The following is a 22,734-nucleotide window of genomic DNA, read 5'->3' as shown; positions in this document are numbered from 1 at the left end:
TACAAAATCTATTTATATACTTCTTTGAGGGCTAATGATTAATGCAAGTATCGGTTGAAGAGACAAGTGAGCTCGGAAGAAAAATCACCATCACCATTCCTTCGGATAAAGTTGAGAAAGAAGTAAATCAGCGCCTTAATGGACTAAAAGGTCGAGTAAAAATAGATGGTTTTCGACCAGGCAAGGTACCACTGAATGTTGTCCGGCAGCGTTATGGTGCACAGGTAAATCAAGAAGTGATGGCTGATGAAATGCAAGCGAGCTATCGAGATGCTGTGCTTCAAGAAAAACTACGTCCCGCGTCATCACCCAGTATCGAGCCACAAAATATTGAAAAGGGGCAAGATATAACTTTTGTTGCCTTGTTTGATGTATTCCCTGATTTTAAATTATGTGACTTTAGTAAACTTGAAGTGACGGTGCCAACTTCTGAAGTAGAGGACAAAGATGTTGATCTCACACTGGAACGTGTAAGAAAGCAGCGTATGCAGTGGAATGAAGTTGATGGTGCTTGCAAGAATGAACAAAGAATCACATTAGACTTCGTTGGCAAATTGGATGGGAAGGAATTCGAGGGTGGTAAAGCGGAAGACTTCCCGTTGGTAATGGGCGATGGCGGCATGATTGCTGGTTTTGAAGATAATTTATTGGGTCTAAAAGCTGGTGAAAACAAGAGTTTTGCCGTTACCTTTCCTGAGGACTATGGAAATAGTGAGTTAGCTGGTAAAGAAGCCACTTTTGACGTAATCATCAAAAAAGTGGAAGAGGGTGAATTGCCTGAAATTGATGATGAATTCATAAGTTCCTTCGGTGTTGATGGATCTATAGATGAACTGAAGGCTGAAATAAGAAAGTCTTTAGAAGGAGAGTTGCAGCAGCAGTTAAATGTAAAATCTAAAGAAGCTGTAATGCAAGTGCTGCTCGATAACAATGAACTGTCATTGCCCGAGTCCATGGTAAGCCAGGAAGTAGCGGCACTAAGAAAACAAGCGTTAGAAAATTTCAAAATGGAAACAGACTCAGAATTGCCTGACAACTTATTTGAAGAAGAAGCCAAGCGTAGAGTTAAATTGGGTTTAGTGATTGGTGAAATTGTCAGTGAGCAGAAGCTACAAGTAGATACGCAATTGGTCAATCAGCGTATACAGCAGCTCGCTAGTCAGTATGCAGATCGTGAACAGGTCATTCAGTATTATTCTACGAATAATCAAGCGCGTGCTAGTGTTGAGTCATTAGTGATGGAAGATCAAGTTGTAGAGTGGATCATGGGGCAGGTTATTAAGAAAGAAAACAAAGAGTCATTTGATAGTATTGTGAAACAACGTCAATAAATTAATGAAGGTGAAAAGTGCTATGGATAATGGAAACTCTCAAGAGCCGATGATGAATCTTGTGCCAATGGTCGTTGAACAATCCGCGCGAGGCGAACGAGCTTATGACATATATTCTCGATTACTTAAGGAACGTGTCATTTTTATTGTCGGTCCTATCGAGGACCATATGGCAAATTTGATTGTTGCACAGATATTATTCTTAGAATCAGAAAATCCAGATAAAGACATTTCCATTTATATTAATTCACCAGGTGGTTCTGTCACAGCAGGTATGGCCATTTATGACACCATGCAATTTACTAAGCCGGATATTAGTACGTTATGCATAGGTCAGGCTGCGAGCATGGGAGCTGTTTTGTTGGCTGGTGGCACTGATGGCAAACGTTATGCATTACCTCATTCGAGAGTCATGATTCATCAGCCGTTAGGAGGTTTTCAAGGCCAGGCCTCAGATTTTGACATCCATGCTAAGGAAATTCTTAAAATCCGTGAGCAGCTAAATCGTGTGTTATCTAAGCATACTGGTCAAACAATGGAGACAATTAGCGAGGATACTGAGCGTGATAACTTCATGGATAGCGAAGAAGCGCGCGAATATGGACTAATTGATAAAGTTTTGACCACCCGTGGCGCTGATTAGCATTGAGAACCATTTAAAATAGTGATATAAAGCACTGATATTAAACAATATAATTGGACGATTTTTAAATGCCGATGTAAAGTACCATTCTGGGAATAGATTCGCTTTTTCCTTTAGGTAATTCGTCATAAACTAACGCTGATAAAAACTACCCGTAGAACTGATAGGATTTCAATATGAGCGGTGATGATTCAAAGAAAGAAACCGATAGCGGAAAACTACTTTACTGTTCATTCTGCGGCAAAAGTCAGCATGAAGTAAGGAAACTTATCGCTGGTCCTTCAGTATTTATATGCGATGAGTGTGTTGAATTATGTAATGACATTATTCGTGAAGAGATGCAGGAACAATCACCTGCTAGTGGAAATAAACTTCCGAAGCCTAAAGAAATTAATGCCATCTTAGATGAGTATGTAATAGGCCAAGTCAGTGCAAAAAAAGTATTGTCGGTTGCTGTCTATAATCACTACAAACGTCTAGAAGCTAGCAACGGCTCTAAAGATAGTGTCGAATTGGCGAAAAGCAACATCTTGTTGGTTGGTCCAACCGGGTCAGGAAAAACCTTATTAGCAGAAACATTAGCGCGACTTCTTAACGTGCCATTCACGATTGCCGATGCTACTACATTAACTGAAGCGGGTTATGTAGGTGAAGATGTAGAAAATATTATTCAAAAACTTTTACAAAAGTGCGACTACGATGTAGAAAAAGCACAGACAGGTATTGTTTATATTGATGAGATCGACAAGATTTCTCGTAAATCTGATAACCCATCGATTACTCGTGATGTGTCTGGTGAAGGAGTTCAGCAAGCATTATTGAAGCTCATTGAAGGCACGGTTGCTTCAGTTCCTCCTCAAGGTGGTCGTAAGCACCCGCAGCAAGAATTTTTACAAGTCGATACAAGTAACATTCTGTTCGTGTGCGGTGGTGCATTTGCAGGGTTAGATAAAGTGATTCTTGATCGTACCGAGAAAACAGGTATAGGTTTTTCTGCTGAAGTACGTGCAACCAATGACGATACCTCGGTGGGAGAAATCTTGCACGGTGTTGAACCTGAAGACCTTGTGCGTTACGGTTTGATTCCTGAATTTGTAGGTCGCTTGCCAGTGGTGGCAACACTAGAAGAATTAGATTCTGATGCATTAGTTCGAATTCTTACTGAGCCTAAAAATGCTTTAACTAAGCAATACACACGATTATTTGAGATGGAAGATGCAGAAATAGAATTCCGTCCAAATGCATTAACCGCTGTTGCTAAGAAAGCCATGGAGCGCAAAACAGGCGCACGTGGTTTGCGTACTATCCTGGAAAATGTGCTTCTAGACACTATGTATGATTTGCCATCAATTGATGGTGTGACTAAGGTAGTTGTAGATGAAGCTGTTATTAAGGGTGACGCCAAGCCTTATCTCATCTACGAGAGCACAGACTACGAAAAAGCAGCTGCTGAGGAATAAGCTTCCTTGTACAGGCTTTGCCCATACTCACTTGAAATTGGTGTTGGGTGTCCATATATAGTGTGAATATCAATTCACATTTAACTTCTACTCATTAGACTCAAAGGAGTCTCTATGGCTGACCAGCAAGAAAATAATCCTATCGATCTTACAGACATTTCTAATGTCCCTGTATTGCCATTACGCGATGTTGTCGTGTATCCAAATATGGTGATCCCATTATTTGTCGGTCGTGATAAGTCCATTCAAGCATTAGATGCGGCTATGGCAAATAACAAACAGATTTTATTGGTTGCACAAAAAAGTGCAGAGCTTGATGAGCCATCATTTGACGATTTCCATACCATTGGGACATTGTCATCAATTTTGCAATTGCTAAAACTTCCAGACGGCACTATCAAGGTATTAGTAGAAGGTGCCGAGCGTGCAAAAGTTATCCGATTTGCGGAAGAGTCAGAATATTTTACTGCTGAAATTGCAGTCCTTGATAACGAAGAGCCTGAAGATGAGAAAAAACTTGAAGTACTTTCTCGTTCAATTGTTAGCTTGTTTGAGCAGTATGTAAAACTAAATAAAAAAGTGCCACCTGAAGTGTTAACTTCGTTAGCTGGTATAGATGATCCTAGTCGATTGTCAGATACCATTGCTGCACATATGTCTTTGAAACTCGATGAAAAACAGCATGTCTTAGAAATCGTTTCAACCTACGAGCGTCTAGAGCATTTGATGAATTTAATCGAAGCTGAACTAGATGTATTGCAGATTGAAAAGCGTATCCGCGGTCGGGTTAAGCAGCAAATGGAAAAGAGCCAGCGAGAGTACTATCTTAATGAGCAAATGAAAGCGATTCAGAAAGAACTTGGTGAGATGGAAGACGCGCCAAATGAAGTCGAAGAGCTTGCACAAAAAATAGAAGATGCTGGTATGCCGGAAGAGGCTAAAGAAAAAGCTACTTCTGAGTTGAATAAATTAAAGTTAATGTCTCCAATGTCTGCAGAAGCTACTGTGGTAAGAAATTATCTTGACTGGATGGTCGGTACGCCCTGGAAGAAGAAAAGTAAGATAAATCGCAATCTTGCCAATGCGGAAAACATTCTTGAAGAAGATCACTATGGTCTTGACAAAGTCAAAGAACGTATCCTTGAGTATTTGGCTGTGCAACAACGTGTGAAAAAACTGAAAGGACCAATTCTATGTTTAGTGGGACCTCCAGGTGTGGGTAAAACATCTCTTGGAAAGTCTATCGCACGTGCAACCGGAAGAAAGTACACCCGCATGTCTTTAGGTGGAGTGCGTGATGAAGCCGAAATTCGAGGGCATCGTCGGACTTACATAGGTTCTTTGCCAGGAAAAATTATTCAAAATCTTTCAAAGATAGGTGTAAGAAACCCAATGTTCTTGTTGGATGAAATTGACAAAATGGCTGCAGACTTCCGCGGTGATCCATCATCAGCAATGTTAGAAGTCTTAGACCCAGAGCAGAACAATACTTTTAGTGATCACTATCTAGAAGTTGATTTTGATTTATCAGATGTAATGTTTGTTGCTACATCAAACAGCATGAATATTCCAGGTCCATTATTAGACCGTATGGAAGTTATTCGTATTCCGGGATATACAGAAGATGAAAAATTAAATATCGCCATGCGTTATTTGTTGCCTAAGCAAATTAAGACTAATGGTTTGAAGGAAAATGAAATAGAAATCAGCAAAGAGTCTGTCCAAGATATTATTCGTTACTACACGCGTGAAGCCGGTGTGCGTAATCTTGAAAGAGAAATTTCTAAAATTTGCCGTAAAGTGGTTAAGTCGATTGTTTTAGGAAAAGACAATCAAAAAATCATAGTTACACCAGAGAATATTGATGACTACTTGGGTGTGCGTAAATTCCGTTATGGTTTAGCCGACGAGAAAGATCAAATTGGCCAGGTAACAGGACTGGCTTGGACCGAAGTAGGTGGTGAGCTGCTAAGTATAGAATCTGAGATTGTCTTAGGTAAAGGCAAGATGATGGCGCCAACTGGTAATCTTGAAGATGTGATGAAGGAATCAATTCAAGTAGCGCAAACTGTTGTTCGTAGTCGTGCTATATCATTAGGCGTTAGTCCGGAATTTTACGATAAAGTTGATATTCACATACATGTCCCTGAGGGCGCTGTGAAAAAGGATGGACCAAGTGCTGGTATAGGGATGACTACTGCATTGGTGTCAGCATTAACTCATATTCCTGTGCGTGCTGATGTCGCAATGACAGGTGAAATAACATTGCGAGGTGAGGTATTGCCTATCGGTGGACTAAAAGAAAAATTATTGGCGGCTCATCGAGGCGGAATTAAAACAGTGGTCATACCTGAAGAAAATGAAAAAGACCTAGTTGAGATCCCAGATAATATTAAAGCACAAATAGAAATTCGGCCAGTTCGTTGGATTGATGAAGTGCTCGAAATAGCATTAACTGAAAAGCCTACACCTTTGGAAGGTGGTGAGAACTTAAGCGAGTTGAAAAAGAAAATACTTGCTGTCGGTAATAAAAAAGAAGAAGTGAGACACCACTAGTCCTTTATTGACAGTGTGAATCCCTTGCTGGTATAACTTCTCTGCGCATTAAAGGTTGTTCTTGTATGCACTTGATGAAAATGAAAGTGTGTATTCTTTTACATTTACTTTGAGCTTTTAGTAATATCAATCATAAGTATCGATATATCTTTGTGCTAATCAACACCGTACTAGACTTCTATAATAATCAATTCAGGGGTAAATCATTCAATGAATAAAACTGAGTTAACTGAAGCGGTTGCAAGTGCCGCTGATCTTTCTAAGGCATCAGCAGGTAGAACAGTAGATGCAGTCATCGAAGCAATCACAGGTGCACTTAAAAGTGGTGATCAAGTAGCGATTGCAGGGTTTGGAACATTTCTAGTTCGTGAGCGTGGGGCTCGCACTGGCAGAAATCCAAGAACTGGCGAACCTATGGAAATTAAAGCATCAAAAGTTCCTGCGTTTAAAGCTGGAAAAGCTTTGAAGGATGCCGTAAACTAGCGCGCCTTTTGCATGGGTGCTTAGCTCAGCTGGTAGAGCATCGCCCTTACAAGGCGAGGGTCGGGGGTTCGATCCCCTCAGCACCCACCAATAGCAAATAGCTATACATGGAGTGGTAGTTCAGCTGGTTAGAATATCGGCCTGTCACGCCGGGGGTCGCGGGTTCGAATCCCGTCCACTCCGCCATCTTTTATACAAATAGGGGAAGATTTCATCTTCTCCTATCTTGTATAATACCCGCCAATTTTAAATATAAATCTAATTGAGTTAATTTTATGTTGATGCAAATTCGTGAGCGAGCGAGCGGTATCATCGCTTACATTATTATCGGTTTGATAGCCATTCCATTCGCATTTTGGGGGATTCATGAATATCTCGGCGGTCCTGACGATCAAAAAGTAGCCGTTGTTAATGATGAAGAAATTGTAAAGCGAGCGTTTGATGCTCAAGTTCAAGATCAGCGCCGTTACTTGAAATCAATTCTGGGTAGTTCCTTTGATTCTGTCTATAGCGATGAAAGTAAATTGAAGCAAAGTGTTCTTGATTCATTGATACAAAACGCATTGCTCAGTGATGAAATTAATGATGCTGGCTACCGTATCAGCGATAACAAATTAACAGAACGTATACAGGCGGTACCTCAGTTTCAGAATGCAGGTCGATTTGATTCTGCAAGATATGAACAGCTATTAACATCTCAACGACGAAGTCCTGTTGAGTTTGAAAATCAACTGCGTCTAGAAGAGGCTATTAATCAGTATCAAGGTAGTGCTGTCTACTCTAGTTTCCTACCAAGTGAAGACAAGAAAAAATATTCTGCTCTTAAACAGCAAAAACGCAACTTCGATTATTTTTTGATTAACGCAGATGAAAATTCTGTTGAAGTCACAGATAAAGAAATTGATGACTATTATCAATCTAATAAGCAGTCTTTTAAAACATTGCAGCGTGTTAAGTTGGAATATTTGGAAGTCAAACAGAAAGATATTGGTGATGCGCTTACATTTACAGAAGATGAAATACAGTCTTCTTATGATGACGATCCTGGTCGATATCAAACGCCTGAGCTAAGAAAAGCCAGCCACATATTACTGAAGTTAGAGGAAAATGCATCTGAAGACCAAGTTGCTTTGGCGCTAAGTAATATGAAAACTGCAGCTGATCGAATCAAAAATGGTGAAGATTTTGCCAATTTAGCGGAAGAAATTTCTGAAGATAAATTTTCCGCCGATAAAGGTGGAAGTCTTGGTTATATTACTCGTACAGATTTTGATAATCCTGTTTTTGTTCAGACATTATTTTCTATGCAAAAAGGCGATGTGAGTGCCCCGATTAAAACTAGTCTAGGTGTGCAGTTAATTAAATTGGAAGATATTACCTCTCCAAAAACTAAAGCGCTTGAGCAAGTACGTACACAAATAGAAAATGAATTACGTGCCGATGCTTCTGATAAGGAATATATAGAGATTGCTGAACGATTATCGAACTTAAGCTATGTGAACGAAGATAATTTAGACTCGGCAGCAGATGAGCTGGGTATGAAAGTGCAGACTTCTGATTGGATATCTGGTGCAGAATTAGAAGGTATTGCTTCTTACCCAAGTGTAGTTAGTGCTGCATTTTCTGACGAAGTGTTAAATAAAGGCGTAAATAGTGCTCTTTTGGAAGTGGCAGATGGATATTCTATCGTTGTTCGTGTTGCTGAGCATGAGCCTTCAGAAATTCAGCCTTTAGGCGTAGTTAAAGACGATATTATACGGACTGTGAAAACCATCAAAGCGCGTGATCAATTGATATCTAAAGCCAAAAATGTAATAGAAAAACTAAATGACAATTCGTCAAATATTGACAATGTGGTTAAGCAATTTGATGTTTCTCTTGAATCTGCTGGGGCTCTATTGCGCGATGATGATTCGGTGCCTGATGGAATTGTAGATCATGTATTCTCTCTTTCAACGTCAAGTAGCTATCCTCTGTTTGATGGTGTTGAGCTTGATAATGGGCAGTTTGCAGTAATAAGATTAAACGAAGTGTTGAGCGTCGCTGATTCTGATGTAAATATTGAAACTGCAGAATGGATTTCTGTGCAAGGTCGATATGGTCGGAGAGAAATGCAAGCAATGTTAAATGCATTGAGAGAAACGGGAGATGTTACCGTGTTTCCTGAGAATATTTAACTATTAATAAATTGATGAAATTGCATTGGCAAATATCAATTGCGTTGGCCTTTGCGGTTGTTGTAGGTTCATTAACTACATCAATTAATACCATTTCTGGTTTTGATCTTATCCCCATTTTTGAGTTCTTTGGTGCATTATTTCTTAATGCACTAAAAATGATTATTGTTCCGTTAATTGTTTCTTCTATTATTGTTGGTATTGCCAGCATTGAACAAGATGGTTCATTTGCACGCATGGGAAGTAAAACGCTTCTCTATTATGTTTTAACCAGTACTATTGCAATCATTATTGGTTTGGTAATGGTGATGGTATTCCAACCTGGATTGATTAATGATGTGCCAGCAAAAGAAGTGCTCGGGCTTCATGCCGATACAGCAGAAATCACTCAGAAAGTAGGAGATGCAAGTACAGGGGATATTGCCGGCATATTTCTACGCATGATTCCACCTAATATCATTCATGCAGCCGCGCAAGGTCAAATGTTGGGGTTGATCTTCTTTAGTCTATTGTTTGGATATTTTATTTCTCAGCTCAAAAATGAGCATAATATAACGATGAAGGTTTTCTTCGAAGGCATGTTTGAAGTCATGATGAAAATGACTGATCTAATCATGCGTTTTGCACCTATTGGCGTGTTTGCCTTGGTAGCTAAAATTGTTGCGACATCTGGTATCGATGTGTTTATACCATTAGCGAAGTTTTTCTTTGTAGTTTTAGCTGCACTTGTTATTCACATGTTTGTTGTGATGCCAATTTTGTTAAAACTGATTGCGCGTGTTCGCCCTATAAAACATTTTCAAGCAATGTCTCCCGCATTATTAACTGCATTTTCAACTAGCTCGTCATCTGCAACATTGCCAGTTACTTTGGACTGCGTACAAGATCGTGCAGGTGTGTCTAATAAGACATCTAGTTTTGTTTTGCCATTAGGTGCGACTATTAATATGGATGGAACTGCATTATATGAATGTGTCGCTGCCTTATTTATTGCTCAGGCTTATGGCTTGGAGTTGGGCTTTGTGCAGCAATTTACAGTGGTCATTCTCGCATTAATGACATCAATTGGAGTGGCTGGTGTGCCTGCTGCAAGCTTGGTTGCTATTACAATTATCTTAGCTGCAATGGGTCTTCCACTAGAGGGAATAGGCCTGATTTTAGCAGTGGATAGAGTATTGGATATGTGTCGTACCGCAGTGAATGTGTTTAGTGATTCATGCGGTGCGGTGATCATTGCTCGTTCTGAAGGAGAGCAAACTAGTCTTGTAACTTAATAACCTGTCATTCCAACAATATTGAATCCTGAGTCCACGTAGGTAATTTCTCCAGTAATGCCACTGGCTAAGTCGGAACATAAAAATGCAGCAGCATTGCCAACTTCTTCAATAGTTACATTTTTACGTAAAGGCGCATTTTGTTCTACGTGATCAAGCATTTTGCGAAAGTCCCCAATTCCTGCTGCTGCTAAAGTTCTTATTGGACCTGCAGAAATGCAGTTCACACGAATATTGTCAGGGCCTAATGCATAAGCCATATACCTCGTATTAGCTTCTAGGCTTGCTTTAGCGAGTCCCATAACATTGTAATTTGGCATTGCTTTCATTGCGCCTAAATAGGTGAGCGAAATGATTGCGCTAGGGTGTCCGCTCATCATCGGGCGTGCAGCTTTCGCCAGTGCGGTTAAACTATAGCTGCTGATGTCATGAGCAAGTTTTGATCCTTCGCGAGTAGTATTTTCAACGAAGTCGCCTTCAAGCTCTTCTTTAGGAGCAAATGCGACCGAATGGACTAAGATGTCAAATTCTGTCCAGTGAGTTCCTAATTGCTTAAACAGGTCGGAAATGTTCTCGTCGGTGGCAACATCGCAAGGAAGCACTATATTACTTCCACATTCATTGGCTAATTTTTCGACACGTGACTGGAGGCGATCATTCTGGTAAGTAAAGGCTAATTCAGCGCCCTGTTCATGCATGGCCTTGGCCACTCCCCAAGCAATTGATCGATTACTCGCAACGCCAATTATTAATGCTTTTTTATTCGCCAGAAAACCCATGGTTTCTCCTGTAAAAGTAGTTCGCCTGATTACGTGCTAATCGCTATACTGGTGCGATTGAATTCATAATTATACATTGTCCGATAAGTTGATGGCAGGTAGATATACTTTTAAAATTTTTTTGCTGATAATTTTATCGGGCGTGCTTCTATATGGCTGTCAAGAAAGTCAGTGGAATAATCCTTATCGGGATATAGATGCCGACAAAGAGATAATTTATTCAGCGTTTCAAGAGCGTCCTAAAGAATTAGATCCGGTTAAATCTTATAGTGCAAGTGAATATATCTTTATTACGCAAATTTACGAGCCACCTCTGCAATATCATTACTTGAAACGTCCTTATCAACTTATTCCATTAACTGCGGCACATATGCCAACGAAGATATATCTTGATGAACAAGCAAACGAATTACCCACTGATGCAAATCCTGAAGATATTGCGTTTACCGATTATATTGTCGAAATACAACAAGATATCGAATATCAACCACATCCAGCTTTAGCTAAAAACAAAGCAGGTGGCTATTATTACCATGAATTGACAGATGCAGGCCTAAATGATGTATTTGAGTTAAGTGATTTTGCGCGCCAAGGTAGCAGAGAACTAACTGCTTATGATTATGTATACCAAATTAAACGCTTGGCACATCCAAATTTACACTCGCCACTCGCGGGATTATTAGGAAACTATATTGTTGGCTTTAAAGATTATCGTGAAAAAATATTAGCGTCCTTAAATGAGAATGATAGTTTTCAGTGGTTAGATTTACGATCTATAGATATGGCAGGTTTAGAAGTTCTTGATGATTATCGTTACCGAATTAGAGTAAAAGGGATTTATCCGCAGTTTATATACTGGTTAAGCATGCCATTTTTCTCACCTATCCCTTGGGAGGCAGATAAATTTTATGCTCAGCCTGGAATGGAAGAACGAAATATTTCATTTGATTGGTACCCAATTGGTACGGGGCCATTCATGCTAACGGAAAACAATCCAAATTTACGTATGGTGTTGGATCGTAATCCAAATTTTCATGGTGAAACCTATCCGACCGAAGGCGAGCCAGGTGATATGGAAGCGGGTTTGTTAGATGATGCAGGAAAATCTTTACCGTTAGTTGATAAAGTTGTTTTTAGTTTGGAAAAAGAAAGCATCCCATATTTTAATAAATTCCTTCAGGGTTATTATGATACATCGGGTATCACTTCAGATAGTTTTGATCAATCAGTTGAACTTAATTCACAAGGAGAATTTGGTTTAACTGAAGAAATGAAAGGAAAAGATATAGAGCTCGCCTCAGCCGTACAGCCAAGTTTATATTATCTAGGTTTTAATATGCGTGATGCAGTGCTTGGTGGAGACTCTGAGCGCGCACGTTTACTAAGGCGCGCCATTTCAATTGTTGTTGATTATGACGAGTTTATATCTATTTTTAAAAATGGCCGTGGCATTCCGGCACAAGGGCCAATTCCGCCGGGTATTTATGGTTACGAAAAAGGTGAAGCCGGTATTAATCCTTATGTGTACAACTGGGAGAATGATCGTCCAGTAAGAAAAAGTATTGCTGAAGCGAAGCAGATTATGGTGGATGCTGGTTATGCAGATGGAATTGATCAAGATTCAGGGAGACCTCTAATTCTTTACTATGATGCTGTGAGTCGAGGGGCGGATACTAAAGCATTGCTAAATTGGATGGTGAAACAATTTAAGAAGATTGATATCGAATTAGTTATTCGTGGTACTGATGTCAACCGTTACTACGATAAAATTCGTGATGGTAGTGTGCAAATTTATACTCTAGGTTGGAATGCAGATTACCCTGATCCAGAAAACTTTTTCTTTCTTTTATACGGCCCGCACTCAGTATTAGATAGCAAGGGTCAGAATTACAGTAACTATAGTAACCCTGAGTTTGATGCATTATTCGATCAAATGAAAAATATGGAAAATGGGCCAGAACGTCTAGCGCTAATCCGTCAAATGAACGAGATTGTTAGAGCCGATGCGCCATGGGTTTGGGCATTTAATCCTAAAGGATACTCTTTGTACCATGGTTGGTATGAAAATGTTAAGCCGAATGCGATGGCAAATAATTATATCAAGTACCGCCGCATTGAACCTGGGGTGCGCGCTGAACTACGTGAGAAATGGAATAAGCCTATACTGTGGCCAATCTATTTAATTGCAATTTTATTAATTGTTACAGTCATTCCAGCAATTCGGGGTTACTACCAACGTGAAAAAGCTAAAGCATTATGATTAGCTATATTATTCGAAGATTATTGTATGCTATTCCGATTCTAATTGGCGTGAATATAATTACCTTTATATTATTTTTTGTGGTCAATTCACCTGATCATATGGCAATTAGTCAGCTAGGTGAAAAGCATACAACCGCAGAGCAAATTGAAGAGTGGAAACGCGAGAGAGGTTATCATTTGCCTTTACTTGTGAATGGGGAAGAAATAGGAGTAAGCAAATTAACTGAAACTATTTTTTTCCAAAAATCGATAAAATTATTTATATTCGATTTTGGAAGTTCTGATAGTGGAAGAAATATCGGTTATGACATTAGTAATCGCATGTGGCCAAGCTTGGCAATAGCAGTGCCTAATTTAATTCTTGGTTTGTTGGTTACAATTACGTTTGCTTTATTAATCGCATTTTTTCGCGCCACATATATCGATTATTGGGCGGTCATCATATGTGTCGCTTTAATGTCAGTTTCTGCCTTGTTTTACATTATTGGCGGGCAGTTTGTCATAGGAAAATTATTGCAAGTAGTGCCGATATCTGGTTATGACACAGGATTTGAAGCCATAAAGTTTTTGATTCTTCCAGTCATCATAGGAGTTATTGGGGGGATTGGTTCTAGTACTCGTTGGTATCGTACTATCTTTCTAGAAGAGATAAACAAAGATTATGTGCGTACCGCTAGATCAAAAGGTTTGTCTGAGCAACTAGTCTTATTCAGACATGTTTTAAGAAATGCTTTAATTCCAATTTTGACTGGTGTAGTAGTTGTTTTGCCTATGTTATTTATGGGTAGTTTGTTGGTGGAAAGTTTTTTTGGTATTCCTGGGCTGGGTAGTTATACGATTGATGCAATAAACAGCCAGGATTTTGCAATTGTAAGATCTATGGTTTATCTGGGTTCTGTTTTATACATTATTGGTTTGATATTGACAGATATTTCTTACACATTGGTTGATCCACGTATTCGCTTAAATTAATCATGCCATTTCAGCCCGTCATATTAATCACAGATGCATTATTCTTTTTCTTAACTGCGTTGTTGTTGATGTTTGTATTATTCGCACGTAAGCGCGAACATATAAATCGACCATGGAAAAAAGTATTCAAACGTACTACAGGGGTTGTTTCTTTATTGGTGTTATTAACTTACTACAGCATTGCACTGTTAGATTCTATGCATTTTAACCCGCGATTAGAAAATGCAAAGGCTGAACACAATCAATACTCTAATGAAATATTGAGTGTGCTAGATGTTTTAATGACGCCCATGCGAATCCAGGTAGAGAAAACATTTTCTGCACCGCTTGCGACACATTTGTTTTCTAAAGAAATGGTGCAGCAAGCAGATGGATCTATGCAGCAAATATATCCGCCACTCAAGTTTGGGGGTGCGCATTTAGATTATTCCAAACAAGATAAAATTTCTGATATTACTTTGCTTGTTATCAAGGGATTGTTTTATGCATTTATTGCCTGGTGTGTGCTGTGGGCATTGATATGCTTGGTGAATTCGAAGAGATATAAGCAATCATTTCCTGAGTCATTATCTAAGCTGTTTGTAGCTAATCATGACTATCCTGTGCGAGCAATAGCAATAACAACGGGGCTGATAATCATATTTATCTCTGTGTGTATGGTGGTTGGTTCGTACTATCATTTGTTTGGAACAGATAAAGTAGGCCAAGATGTTTTTTATCAAGCGATTAAAAGCATTCGTACAGGAATTTTGATTGGAACTCTTACTACTATTGTGATGCTGCCAGTGGCGATATCGCTAGGCGCAATGGCTGGTTACTTCAGAGGGTGGGTGGATGATGTCATTCAGTATTTATATACAACATTGAATTCAATTCCGGGTGTGTTACTCATAGCTGCATCTATTTTGCTAGTGCAAATTTATATGAGTAATAATGAGGAGAACTTTAATAGTTTAATTGAACGCGCGGATGTGCGTTTGTTATTTCTCTGTTTAATTTTGGGTGTCACTAGTTGGACAGGATTGTGTCGCTTATTACGTGCTGAAACATTTAAGTTGCGCGAAATGGAATACATTCAGGCAGCAACCGCTTTTGGGGTAACAAAATTTAGAATCCTCACGCGTCATGTTATGCCGAATTTTATGCATATTGTATTAATTACTGTGGCGCTTGATTTTAGTGGTTTAGTGTTGGCAGAAGCAGTGTTGTCTTATATCAATATTGGGGTGGATCCTGCAACTAATAGCTGGGGGAATATGATTAATCAAGCGCGTCTTGAAATGGCGCGTGATCCCGTGGTGTGGTGGTCGCTAACTGCAGCCTTTGTGTTTATGTTTACGCTAGTATTATTCGCGAATCTATTTGCAGATGTTGTACGAGACGCATTAGATCCGCGTGTATCAGGCTCGGAATAATTCTTATGTCATTATTGAGAGTAAATAACTTATGCACTGATATAAAACTGTCAGATCGAACTATTAATGCTGTTAAGGATATTTCTTTCGAGGTTAATAATGGCGAGACATTTGCGCTAGTAGGTGAATCGGGTTCTGGCAAGTCTATAACTGCTTTATCTATTGCAAGGCTATTACCAGATGCAGCAAAAATCTCTCAAGGGCAGGTATTATTGAACGGCGATAATTTGCTTGACCATAGTGAACGAGAGATGCGTTCAGTGCGGGGGAGTAAAATTTCTATGATTTTTCAGGAGCCTATGACCTCGTTAAATCCGGTTATAAAAATCGGTGACCAGATAATTGAATCTATGATTCACCATGAAAGTATATCGAAATCAGTTGCACGTGGAAGGTGTTTGGATTTATTGAACGCTGTTGGGCTGCCTAATGCTCAACGTAATATGAAAGAGTATCCTCATCAATTATCTGGTGGCATGCGTCAGCGTATTATGATTGCAATCGCATTGGCAGCAAGTCCAGATGTGTTAATTGCGGATGAGCCAACAACTGCCCTAGATGTGACAATTCAAGCACAAGTGCTAGAGCTGCTTAAAAAGCTTCAGGAAGAATTAAAAATGGGTTTGATATTTATCACTCATGACCTAGGGGTAGTTCAACAAATCGCTGATCGGGTCGCGGTGATGCGCTATGGAGAAATTGTAGAAACTGCTTCTAGTGAAGCATTTTTTTTATCTCCCAAACATGCTTATAGCCAACAGTTACTTAACGCGGTGCCAAGTATTCACAAGAGGGGGACTCGTCTATCGGTCAATGGTGAGCAAGCTATAGATAGTATTAGTCCTTCAGTGCAACCCGATGAACACGATCATCCTGTATTGGATGTACACCAGCTTAAAGTCCACTTCCCAATAAGAAAGGGTATTTTTAAGCGTGTGGTTGGCTATGTGAAAGCTGTGAATGATGTTTCTCTGAAGCTGTATCCAGGTAAAACGCTAGCGTTAGTCGGTGAATCGGGGTGCGGTAAAACAACAGTAGGTAAAAGTATTTTACGGTTGCTTGAAGTTACTAATGGAGATGTTAACTTCCAAGGTCAAAATTTAATTAGTCTTGATGGCGAAGCATTACGTGCTCGTCGAAGTGAATTACAAATTGTATTTCAAGATCCATATTCATCTTTAAATCCTCGAATGTTGGTAGGCGATATTATTGAAGAGGGTATGGTGTCGCTGGGTATTGAAAATAATGCAAGTCAACGCAGACTGACTGTGGCAAAGTTGTTAGGTCAGGTTGGTTTACCTGAAGATGCAAGTAATCGATATCCGCATGAGTTCTCAGGTGGGCAACGACAACGCATCTGTATAGCGCGGGCATTAGCTGTTAAACCTCAAGTAATTATCTGTGATGAGCCTACTAGTGCTCTGGATGTATCAGTGCAAGCACAGGTATTGAATCTATTAAAAGACCTACAAGCAAAGTTAGGCATGAGTTACTTATTTATCACTCATGATATGTCGGTGGTGAGTTATTTAGCAGACGACGTTGCAGTGATGCACGGCGGAGAAATTGTGGAAAGCGGTACTGCTTTAGATGTACTTCAAAATCCTCAGCATGATTACACTAAAAAGCTACTTTCCGCAGTTCCAAAACTGCATTTACATTAAATTAAATTGATTCTTAAAATATTATTCTGTAAAAAACTCTAATTTAATGTTTGCGACTTCAATTATGTCGTTGTCTTCTAGTTGTGTTGCCTTGTCTTTAAGAGGCTCGCCATTTAATAATGTTGGCTGTCCATCCTGACCTTGTACGTGAATTAGGAAATAGCCTTTAGCGCGTTTAGTTACACCAGCGACAGCTAGCTTTGGCGAACCAAATGTTGTCAGGGATTTCTTCAGATCTAATACTAAGCCAGCATTCTTACCATTTAGAACTTGTAGCTTACCAAGGCGATCAGGATCTTGGGTGCTTTCACTGCTTGGTGGAACTGGGTTAGGGCTTGGTGCAGCGGCTGGTTTGGGCTCAACTTCATCATTGGTTGAATCAGCTGATTTTGACACTTTAGATGTTTGCGATGAAGTTTCTTTGACTTCAGCTTCATCACGCGTATCAATAATAGGTGCGGGATGATTTGTTGCAGGGCTTGTTGGTCTAGGTTCAATTAGAGTGTCTTCTTTTTTGAGGAACTCATCAACTGAGCCTGCGTCACCAGGAGATAGCACGATCGTTTTTTCTAATATATCATTTTCCTCGTCATCCGCTTCTTGAGGCTCATTGCCTACATAGCGTATACGGTGATTACCTACATCGATTAAGTCGCCATCTTCTAGAGCGTGTTTCTTTACTAGACGCGCATTAACATAAGTCCCGTTGGTACTATTTAAGTCCTCAAGGAAAGAGCTATCTAATACTGTGATTATCTGGGTATGGTAGCTGCTGATAGCTAAGTTATTGATACATATATCATTATCAGGCTTGCGACCTATTGTCATTTTTTCTTTAGTAATAGGAAATTCGCCAACCAGCTTATCTTCAAGTGTGACTACTAAGTGTGACATGACCATCTATTGTCCAAATATCTTTTTTAAATTAGTGTTCCAGCGTTTTTTCTCTGGGAATGCCTTTGTCGGTTGAGCCAATAATACTGAAATATTATCTCGGCCACCTTTAACATTTGCACATTCCACCAGATTTTCAGCTATTTTGTCGAGATTATCACGGAACTCACTCACTATATTAGATATTTCTTGATCATCTACCATATCCGTCAGACCATCGGAGCATAGTAAATAGATGTCGCCCGGAATCACCATGTCCTCACGGATGTCCACTGCAGTGGTTGGCTGGATGCCAAGAGCTCTTGTAACTAGGTTCCGGTTAAGAGAGGCATCAGCTTCTTCTTGTGTATAGTAACCTCTATCGACTAATTCTTGTAAAAATGTGTGGTCGACAGTGACTTGCTCTAATTTTGAGCTACGAAAGCGGTACATTCTAGAATCGCCAACATGGGCAATTGTGACTTGATTGTTATACATTACCGCCAGCACTAGGGTTGTGCCCATACCGCGGCACTCTGGGTCATCCATTCCCCTTTGATATATTTTTTCATTAGCGCTAATGATCGCTTCACGAACAGCTAGACTTTCATTTGAATATCCGGTCTGAGGGTCTAAGTCACCAGGAGTTAACTTGGGTATTCGTACTTCTAATTCAGATAAAACCGTTGAAATGGCTAGTTCACTTGCTACTTCGCCGCTTTTATAGCCACCCATGCCATCGGCTAAAGCAACCAAACCAATATCGAGGTTTTCGCCTAGAAAATCTTCATTGTGGGAGCGTACTTTTCCTGTGTCAGTACGTCCGGCAACTGATAAAATTCCTTTTAGATTCATTTGGTTAAGTGCGTTTTTGGTTATTGTTTTTGTAACGAGCAAGCGCGCAATTGTTCAGAAAATTCTTCAGCATTATGGAACCGTTGCTCTGGGTCCTTAGCCAGTGCTATTTCTACCACATTTACAAGGTTTTTAGGTAGATTCGGTCTGATTTCCAGAATATTTTGATGTGGTTCATTCACAATAGTTTGCATCAGCTTAGCCATTGAATTTCCAGAGAATGGTGGAACACCAGTTAGAAGTCTATACAACGTCGCTCCTAGAGAAAATATATCGGAACGAGCGTCTAATTCTAAACTGCCTAATTGCTCAGGTGACATATAAAAAGGCGTGCCTAAAAAAGAACCGGCCAATGTCTGAGTGGAATTCGCAATATGTGCAATACCAAAATCTCCTAACTTAGCAAGTGATGCTTTGTGATCATATAAGATATTTGCAGGTTTCACATCTCTGTGAATAATACCTTTTCCATGAGCGTAGTGAAGTGCATCAGCACATTGAGCAATTAATTCGACAATTAGTGCTTTGGGTAGCAATGCTTTTGGCTGACTATAATCTTGTAATGATTTGCCTTGAATGTACTCCATTGCAATATAGGCTACATTGTTGGCGTGGCCCGAATCTGTAATTTCAATGATATTCTTATGATGCAACGATGCAGCCGTTTCAGCTTCACGCATGAAACGCGCAAGTAATTCTGTTTCTAAAGCATTTTTTTCATCATAATTAATTTCTAGAATTTTTAGTGCGACTGGTTGTTTGTCTTGCATATAATCTTTGGCTAGAAATATAGTGCTTCCTGTGCCTTTGCCTATATTGCGTACAATTTCATATCGGTCGTTGAATAAAGAGCTACTAGAGTCTGTAGGCTCTTTCTTTTGGATAGATTGTTTCTTTTCGGGCTTATCTATAGTTTGGTTAATTTTATTATGCAGTTCATTTTGAAGGTTACTTATGTGAACATAAACTTTGTTGGCAGTATCTGTTTGCTTGGTGATTTCATAATCTTGCGCAAGATTTTTTAATAATTTCACTAAATTTTCTGAAGGTTTGCATTGCTTAAATAATGTATAAGCCGCATCAAGTTTTCCTTGGCCTTGGAAGTTAAGTGCTAAGCGAATATTTTTATAATCTAGGTCGTCTTGTTTTTTTCGAGGAGTTTCGTAGTCAATTCCTAAATAAGTAGATGCGTAATATAGTGCTACAGTGAGAATGGTTGCAATGATTAAAAATGATGTTTGTAAACTGTTTTCTAGGCTATTAAGTTTCACCAATAATGCGATCACGACTAAAGCAGTACCTATGAACAGGTATAAAAAAAGGCGTGATTTTTGCGGGGTTATGGTCATTTCTGGCGCTAGACTTCATCTAAATTCAGTTAATTACGTATATTAGCAATAGAAAACACGGCAAGTGTGATTGTAGCGAACTAAGCGTTCTGCTCAGGCGATGAAATACGTGTATTTTCATAGTCTTTCGTGGATTTGTGATCGGTTACACAATTTCAGTCAGGCTGCTATTTGCGTAGAATGGCACGAGTAGTTTTTATTACTAATTAGCCGAGGTTAAATAGTTGAGTGTTTGATTTAAAAGGCATAAGAGATTGGTATCAAACTGATGCAGGCGAGATAATTTCCCATGCCATCGAGCAGCATGTGTGGAGGATCACTTCGTGTATATTTGGTTATAGCGCAATTCAGGTGGGAGATACATTTGCTAATTGCGAGCTACTGAAAAATTGTACGATATCTGAGCAGGTAAGAATTGACCGATCTAGTAGTGCAGACATTATAAGTAGCCCTGCAGCATTGCCAATATGCAGTGACAGTATTGATTTGTTTGTGTTACCGCACGCGCTAGATTTTACTGAAAAACCTCATGAAATCTTGAGAGAAGTCGAACGATGTTTAGTTCCAGAAGGTTATATGATTATTGTTGGTTTTAATCCATATTCTTTTTATGGGCTGTGGCGCTTGTTTCTTTCACGCAAGAAACAAGCGCCATGGAGTGCTAAATTTTATAGTGTTAGACGCCTTAGAGACTGGTCATCATTATTAGGGTTTGAAGAAGTTGAATTGCATTTTACTGCTCACTTGCCGCCATTCAAGCGAATACAGGGATGGAAAAAAATGCAATCACTGGGGCGGATATTGCAATATCATTTATCAAATATTGGCGGTGTTTATATTTTTGTAGCGCGTAAGCGTGTAGCAAGGTTAACCCTTCTTAAGCGTGTATGGCCGACTGCAACTAATCAAATATTGACAGGTAAATTACCCAAACCAACTGTAGGGATGCATGAAGATGTCGAATCACGTTGAAATATTTACTGACGGTGCATGCCGTGGTAACCCTGGTCCAGGAGGGTGGGGAGTATTGTTGCGTTTTGATGATTCGGAAAAGATGCTTAAAGGTGCAGTCAATGATACGACTAATAATAGAATGGAATTGCAAGCTGCAATTTCAGCTTTAGAAAGCTTATCGAGGCCATGTAAAATTCAACTGACAACTGATTCGCGTTATGTAATGGATGGTATCCAGCAGTGGATGCCTAACTGGAAAAAACGTGGCTGGAAAACAGCGAATAAAAAACCAGTCAAGAATGAAGATTTGTGGCGTAAACTAGATGAACTTGTTAGTGTTCATGAAATTGATTGGCACTGGGTGAAAGGGCATAGTGGTCACAGAGAAAATGAAATAGTTGATCAGTTAGCGAATGACGCCATTGATGAAATGAATGTTTAATTATCTTGTTAATATATGAAGTGAAATTAATATGAGGCAAGTCGTACTTGATACAGAAACCACAGGTTTAGAGACCTCAGATGGACATCGTATTATTGAAATTGGTGCTATTGAAATAATAAATAGGCAGGTTACAGATCGTTTTTATCATCAATACCTAAATCCAGAGCGTGAAATCGATGCTGGTGCAGAGGAGGTTCATGGCATTAGTTTGGCATCACTGCAAGATAAGCCAAAATTTAATGATGTATGTGAAGAATTTCTAAGCTTTGTGCGCGACAGTGAACTAATTATTCATAATGCAGCATTCGATATTGGGTTTTTAAATTATGAGCTGCATCGTGTAGAGCATGAATTAAAAGATATATACGAAATATGTAAAGTCACGGACACGTTAAAAGAAGCTCGTAATCTTCATCCTGGTCAGCGGAATAGTTTAGATGCATTATGTAAGCGTTACGAAATCGATAATTCGCATAGAGAATTGCACGGAGCATTATTAGATGCGCAAATTCTAGCGGATGTTTATCTGGCGATGACAGGTGGGCAGGTGTCTTTGAGTCTAGCAGCAACTACGCAAGCACAACAAAATAAAAATCCACAAAATCAGCCAATTCAGACGCGTAACTTGAAGGTGGTCTCTGCTAATCAGGAAGAAATGGCTGAGCATGAAAAAATGCTACTGCACATTGCTCAAAATAATGATAAGCAATCGACACTCTGGTCAGAGATGTTAAAAACTGATAACGATTAGTCTGAATGTTTTAAAATGCGTGACTTTTGCCTATCCCAGTCGCGGTCTTTTTCTGTGTTACGCTTATCGTGTTGCTGTTTACCCTTAGCTAATCCGACTTCTACTTTAGCCCGTCCTCTTTTCCAATAAAGTTTAACGGGAACGATAGTGTATCCTTTGCGTTCTACCGCACCAATCAGTCTGTCTATTTCATTTCTATGCATTAATAATTTTCGTGAGCGCACTGGGTCTGGTTTAATGTGGGTTGATGCGGTGGCTAATGGAGAGATGTGGGCGCCATGTAACCAAGCTTCTCCTGATTTCAATAAAATGTAGCTTTCTTTGATCTGGATACTTTTTGCACGCAAGCTTTTTACTTCCCATCCTTCTAGTGCAATGCCAGCCTCATATGTGTCCTCAATGAAATAGTCATGGCGAGCCTTCTTGTTTAAAACAATAGTATTGTCGGATGATGATTTATTTTTCTTACTCATAAGGTCATTATAAACAGC

Annotated in this window: 18 protein-coding genes, 2 tRNA genes and 1 pseudogene; 16 read left to right on the top strand and 5 right to left on the bottom strand. The window is 39.5% G+C overall.

What is annotated here, in order from left to right; all coding sequences use genetic code 11:
• Positions 1-41 precede the first annotated feature (41 nt).
• From tig to R8G33_05620, 9 genes and pseudogenes are all read left to right on the top strand, one after another.
• Positions 42-1,331, top strand: coding sequence for a trigger factor (tig, locus tag R8G33_05660; protein MDW3095141.1), 1,290 nt, complete (start codon positions 42-44; stop codon positions 1,329-1,331).
• Positions 1,332-1,353: 22 nt separating this feature from the next.
• Positions 1,354-1,974 (top strand): ATP-dependent Clp endopeptidase proteolytic subunit ClpP, encoded by a 621-nt coding sequence (gene clpP / locus R8G33_05655; protein MDW3095140.1) that lies wholly within the window; start codon positions 1,354-1,356, stop codon positions 1,972-1,974.
• Between the two features lie 176 nt (positions 1,975-2,150).
• Positions 2,151-3,434 carry an ATP-dependent Clp protease ATP-binding subunit ClpX gene (clpX, locus tag R8G33_05650; GenBank protein ID MDW3095139.1) on the top strand — a complete coding sequence of 428 codons (1,284 nt, stop codon included), beginning with the start codon at positions 2,151-2,153 and terminating at the stop codon, positions 3,432-3,434.
• A gap of 114 nt (positions 3,435-3,548) precedes the next feature.
• Positions 3,549-5,894 (top strand): annotated as a pseudogene (gene lon / locus R8G33_05645) (endopeptidase La).
• A gap of 306 nt (positions 5,895-6,200) precedes the next feature.
• Positions 6,201-6,473, top strand: coding sequence for an HU family DNA-binding protein (locus tag R8G33_05640; GenBank protein ID MDW3095138.1), 273 nt, complete (start codon positions 6,201-6,203; stop codon positions 6,471-6,473).
• A gap of 14 nt (positions 6,474-6,487) precedes the next feature.
• Positions 6,488-6,563, top strand: a tRNA-Val gene (locus R8G33_05635).
• A gap of 19 nt (positions 6,564-6,582) precedes the next feature.
• Positions 6,583-6,659 (top strand) — tRNA-Asp (locus tag R8G33_05630).
• A gap of 89 nt (positions 6,660-6,748) precedes the next feature.
• Positions 6,749-8,650 carry a SurA N-terminal domain-containing protein gene (locus R8G33_05625; protein ID MDW3095137.1) on the top strand — a complete coding sequence of 634 codons (1,902 nt, stop codon included), beginning with the start codon at positions 6,749-6,751 and terminating at the stop codon, positions 8,648-8,650.
• Positions 8,651-8,664: 14 nt separating this feature from the next.
• Positions 8,665-9,924, top strand: a complete 1,260-nt coding sequence (locus R8G33_05620; protein MDW3095136.1) for a dicarboxylate/amino acid:cation symporter — start codon at positions 8,665-8,667, stop codon at positions 9,922-9,924.
• Here the strand turns inward: R8G33_05620 and R8G33_05615 are convergent.
• Entirely contained in the window at positions 9,921-10,703 is a 783-nt protein-coding gene (locus R8G33_05615; protein MDW3095135.1) for an enoyl-ACP reductase, read from the bottom strand. The genes R8G33_05620 and R8G33_05615 overlap by 4 nt on opposite strands.
• A gap of 91 nt (positions 10,704-10,794) precedes the next feature.
• Between R8G33_05615 and R8G33_05610 the strand changes: the two genes are divergently transcribed.
• The 4 genes from R8G33_05610 to R8G33_05595 are packed head-to-tail and all read left to right on the top strand — an operon-like array spanning position 10,795 to position 17,016.
• Entirely contained in the window at positions 10,795-12,963 is a 2,169-nt protein-coding gene (locus R8G33_05610) for an ABC transporter substrate-binding protein (GenBank protein MDW3095134.1), read from the top strand.
• The gene (locus tag R8G33_05605; GenBank protein MDW3095133.1) at positions 12,960-13,937 is read left to right on the top strand and encodes an ABC transporter permease; all 978 of its coding nucleotides are present in this window, start codon (positions 12,960-12,962) and stop codon (positions 13,935-13,937) included. The genes R8G33_05610 and R8G33_05605 overlap by 4 nt, the downstream gene beginning before the upstream one ends.
• A gap of 2 nt (positions 13,938-13,939) precedes the next feature.
• Positions 13,940-15,352, top strand: a complete 1,413-nt coding sequence (locus R8G33_05600) for an ABC transporter permease (protein ID MDW3095132.1) — start codon at positions 13,940-13,942, stop codon at positions 15,350-15,352.
• 5 nt (positions 15,353-15,357) lie between these two features.
• Positions 15,358-17,016, top strand: a complete 1,659-nt coding sequence (locus R8G33_05595) for a dipeptide ABC transporter ATP-binding protein (protein MDW3095131.1) — start codon at positions 15,358-15,360, stop codon at positions 17,014-17,016.
• Positions 17,017-17,037: 21 nt separating this feature from the next.
• Here R8G33_05595 and R8G33_05590 read toward each other — a convergent pair whose 3' ends face one another.
• From R8G33_05590 to R8G33_05580, 3 genes are read right to left on the bottom strand one after another with little or no spacing between them, the layout of a single operon-like run.
• The gene (locus R8G33_05590) at positions 17,038-17,910 is read right to left on the bottom strand and encodes an FHA domain-containing protein (GenBank protein ID MDW3095130.1); all 873 of its coding nucleotides are present in this window, start codon (positions 17,908-17,910) and stop codon (positions 17,038-17,040) included.
• 6 nt (positions 17,911-17,916) lie between these two features.
• Positions 17,917-18,744 carry a Stp1/IreP family PP2C-type Ser/Thr phosphatase gene (locus R8G33_05585; GenBank protein MDW3095129.1) on the bottom strand — a complete coding sequence of 276 codons (828 nt, stop codon included), beginning with the start codon at positions 18,742-18,744 and terminating at the stop codon, positions 17,917-17,919.
• A 20-nt stretch (positions 18,745-18,764) separates the two neighbouring features.
• Entirely contained in the window at positions 18,765-20,093 is a 1,329-nt protein-coding gene (locus tag R8G33_05580; protein ID MDW3095128.1) for a serine/threonine-protein kinase, read from the bottom strand.
• Between the two features lie 228 nt (positions 20,094-20,321).
• Here R8G33_05580 and R8G33_05575 point away from each other — a divergent pair, with 228 nt between their 5' ends.
• The 3 genes from R8G33_05575 to dnaQ are packed head-to-tail and all read left to right on the top strand — an operon-like array spanning position 20,322 to position 22,243.
• A complete protein-coding gene (locus R8G33_05575) occupies positions 20,322-21,065 on the top strand; it encodes a methyltransferase domain-containing protein (protein ID MDW3095127.1) in 744 nt (247 codons plus the stop codon).
• Entirely contained in the window at positions 21,049-21,489 is a 441-nt protein-coding gene (gene rnhA, locus R8G33_05570) for a ribonuclease HI (GenBank protein MDW3095126.1), read from the top strand. Before R8G33_05575 ends, rnhA begins: the two co-directional genes overlap by 17 nt.
• Positions 21,490-21,520: 31 nt before the next feature.
• The gene (gene dnaQ / locus R8G33_05565) at positions 21,521-22,243 is read left to right on the top strand and encodes a DNA polymerase III subunit epsilon (GenBank protein ID MDW3095125.1); all 723 of its coding nucleotides are present in this window, start codon (positions 21,521-21,523) and stop codon (positions 22,241-22,243) included.
• Here dnaQ and smpB read toward each other — a convergent pair.
• Positions 22,240-22,716, bottom strand: coding sequence for an SsrA-binding protein SmpB (smpB, locus tag R8G33_05560; protein ID MDW3095124.1), 477 nt, complete (start codon positions 22,714-22,716; stop codon positions 22,240-22,242). The genes dnaQ and smpB overlap by 4 nt on opposite strands.
• Positions 22,717-22,734: the final 18 nt, after the last annotated feature.

The sequence above is a fragment of the Gammaproteobacteria bacterium genome (assembly GCA_033344735.1).
GTDB lineage: Bacteria > Pseudomonadota > Gammaproteobacteria > UBA4575 > UBA4575 > UBA1858.
This window is presented reverse-complemented; position numbering and strand designations above follow the sequence as displayed.

Coding starts and splice junctions, on each gene's coding strand:
- rnhA (MDW3095126.1), top strand. CDS start 21,049: ATGTCGAATCACGTTGAAATATTTACTGACGGTGCATGCCGTGGTAAC.
- R8G33_05625 (MDW3095137.1), top strand. CDS start 6,749: ATGTTGATGCAAATTCGTGAGCGAGCGAGCGGTATCATCGCTTACATT.
- R8G33_05640 (MDW3095138.1), top strand. CDS start 6,201: ATGAATAAAACTGAGTTAACTGAAGCGGTTGCAAGTGCCGCTGATCTT.
- R8G33_05585 (MDW3095129.1), bottom strand. CDS start 18,744: ATGAATCTAAAAGGAATTTTATCAGTTGCCGGACGTACTGACACAGGA.
- R8G33_05610 (MDW3095134.1), top strand. CDS start 10,795: ATGGCAGGTAGATATACTTTTAAAATTTTTTTGCTGATAATTTTATCG.
- clpP (MDW3095140.1), top strand. CDS start 1,354: ATGGATAATGGAAACTCTCAAGAGCCGATGATGAATCTTGTGCCAATG.
- tig (MDW3095141.1), top strand. CDS start 42: ATGCAAGTATCGGTTGAAGAGACAAGTGAGCTCGGAAGAAAAATCACC.
- clpX (MDW3095139.1), top strand. CDS start 2,151: ATGAGCGGTGATGATTCAAAGAAAGAAACCGATAGCGGAAAACTACTT.
- R8G33_05615 (MDW3095135.1), bottom strand. CDS start 10,703: ATGGGTTTTCTGGCGAATAAAAAAGCATTAATAATTGGCGTTGCGAGT.
- R8G33_05600 (MDW3095132.1), top strand. CDS start 13,940: ATGCCATTTCAGCCCGTCATATTAATCACAGATGCATTATTCTTTTTC.
- R8G33_05590 (MDW3095130.1), bottom strand. CDS start 17,910: ATGTCACACTTAGTAGTCACACTTGAAGATAAGCTGGTTGGCGAATTT.
- R8G33_05580 (MDW3095128.1), bottom strand. CDS start 20,093: ATGACCATAACCCCGCAAAAATCACGCCTTTTTTTATACCTGTTCATA.
- R8G33_05595 (MDW3095131.1), top strand. CDS start 15,358: ATGTCATTATTGAGAGTAAATAACTTATGCACTGATATAAAACTGTCA.
- smpB (MDW3095124.1), bottom strand. CDS start 22,716: ATGAGTAAGAAAAATAAATCATCATCCGACAATACTATTGTTTTAAAC.
- dnaQ (MDW3095125.1), top strand. CDS start 21,521: ATGAGGCAAGTCGTACTTGATACAGAAACCACAGGTTTAGAGACCTCA.
- R8G33_05620 (MDW3095136.1), top strand. CDS start 8,665: ATGAAATTGCATTGGCAAATATCAATTGCGTTGGCCTTTGCGGTTGTT.
- R8G33_05605 (MDW3095133.1), top strand. CDS start 12,960: ATGATTAGCTATATTATTCGAAGATTATTGTATGCTATTCCGATTCTA.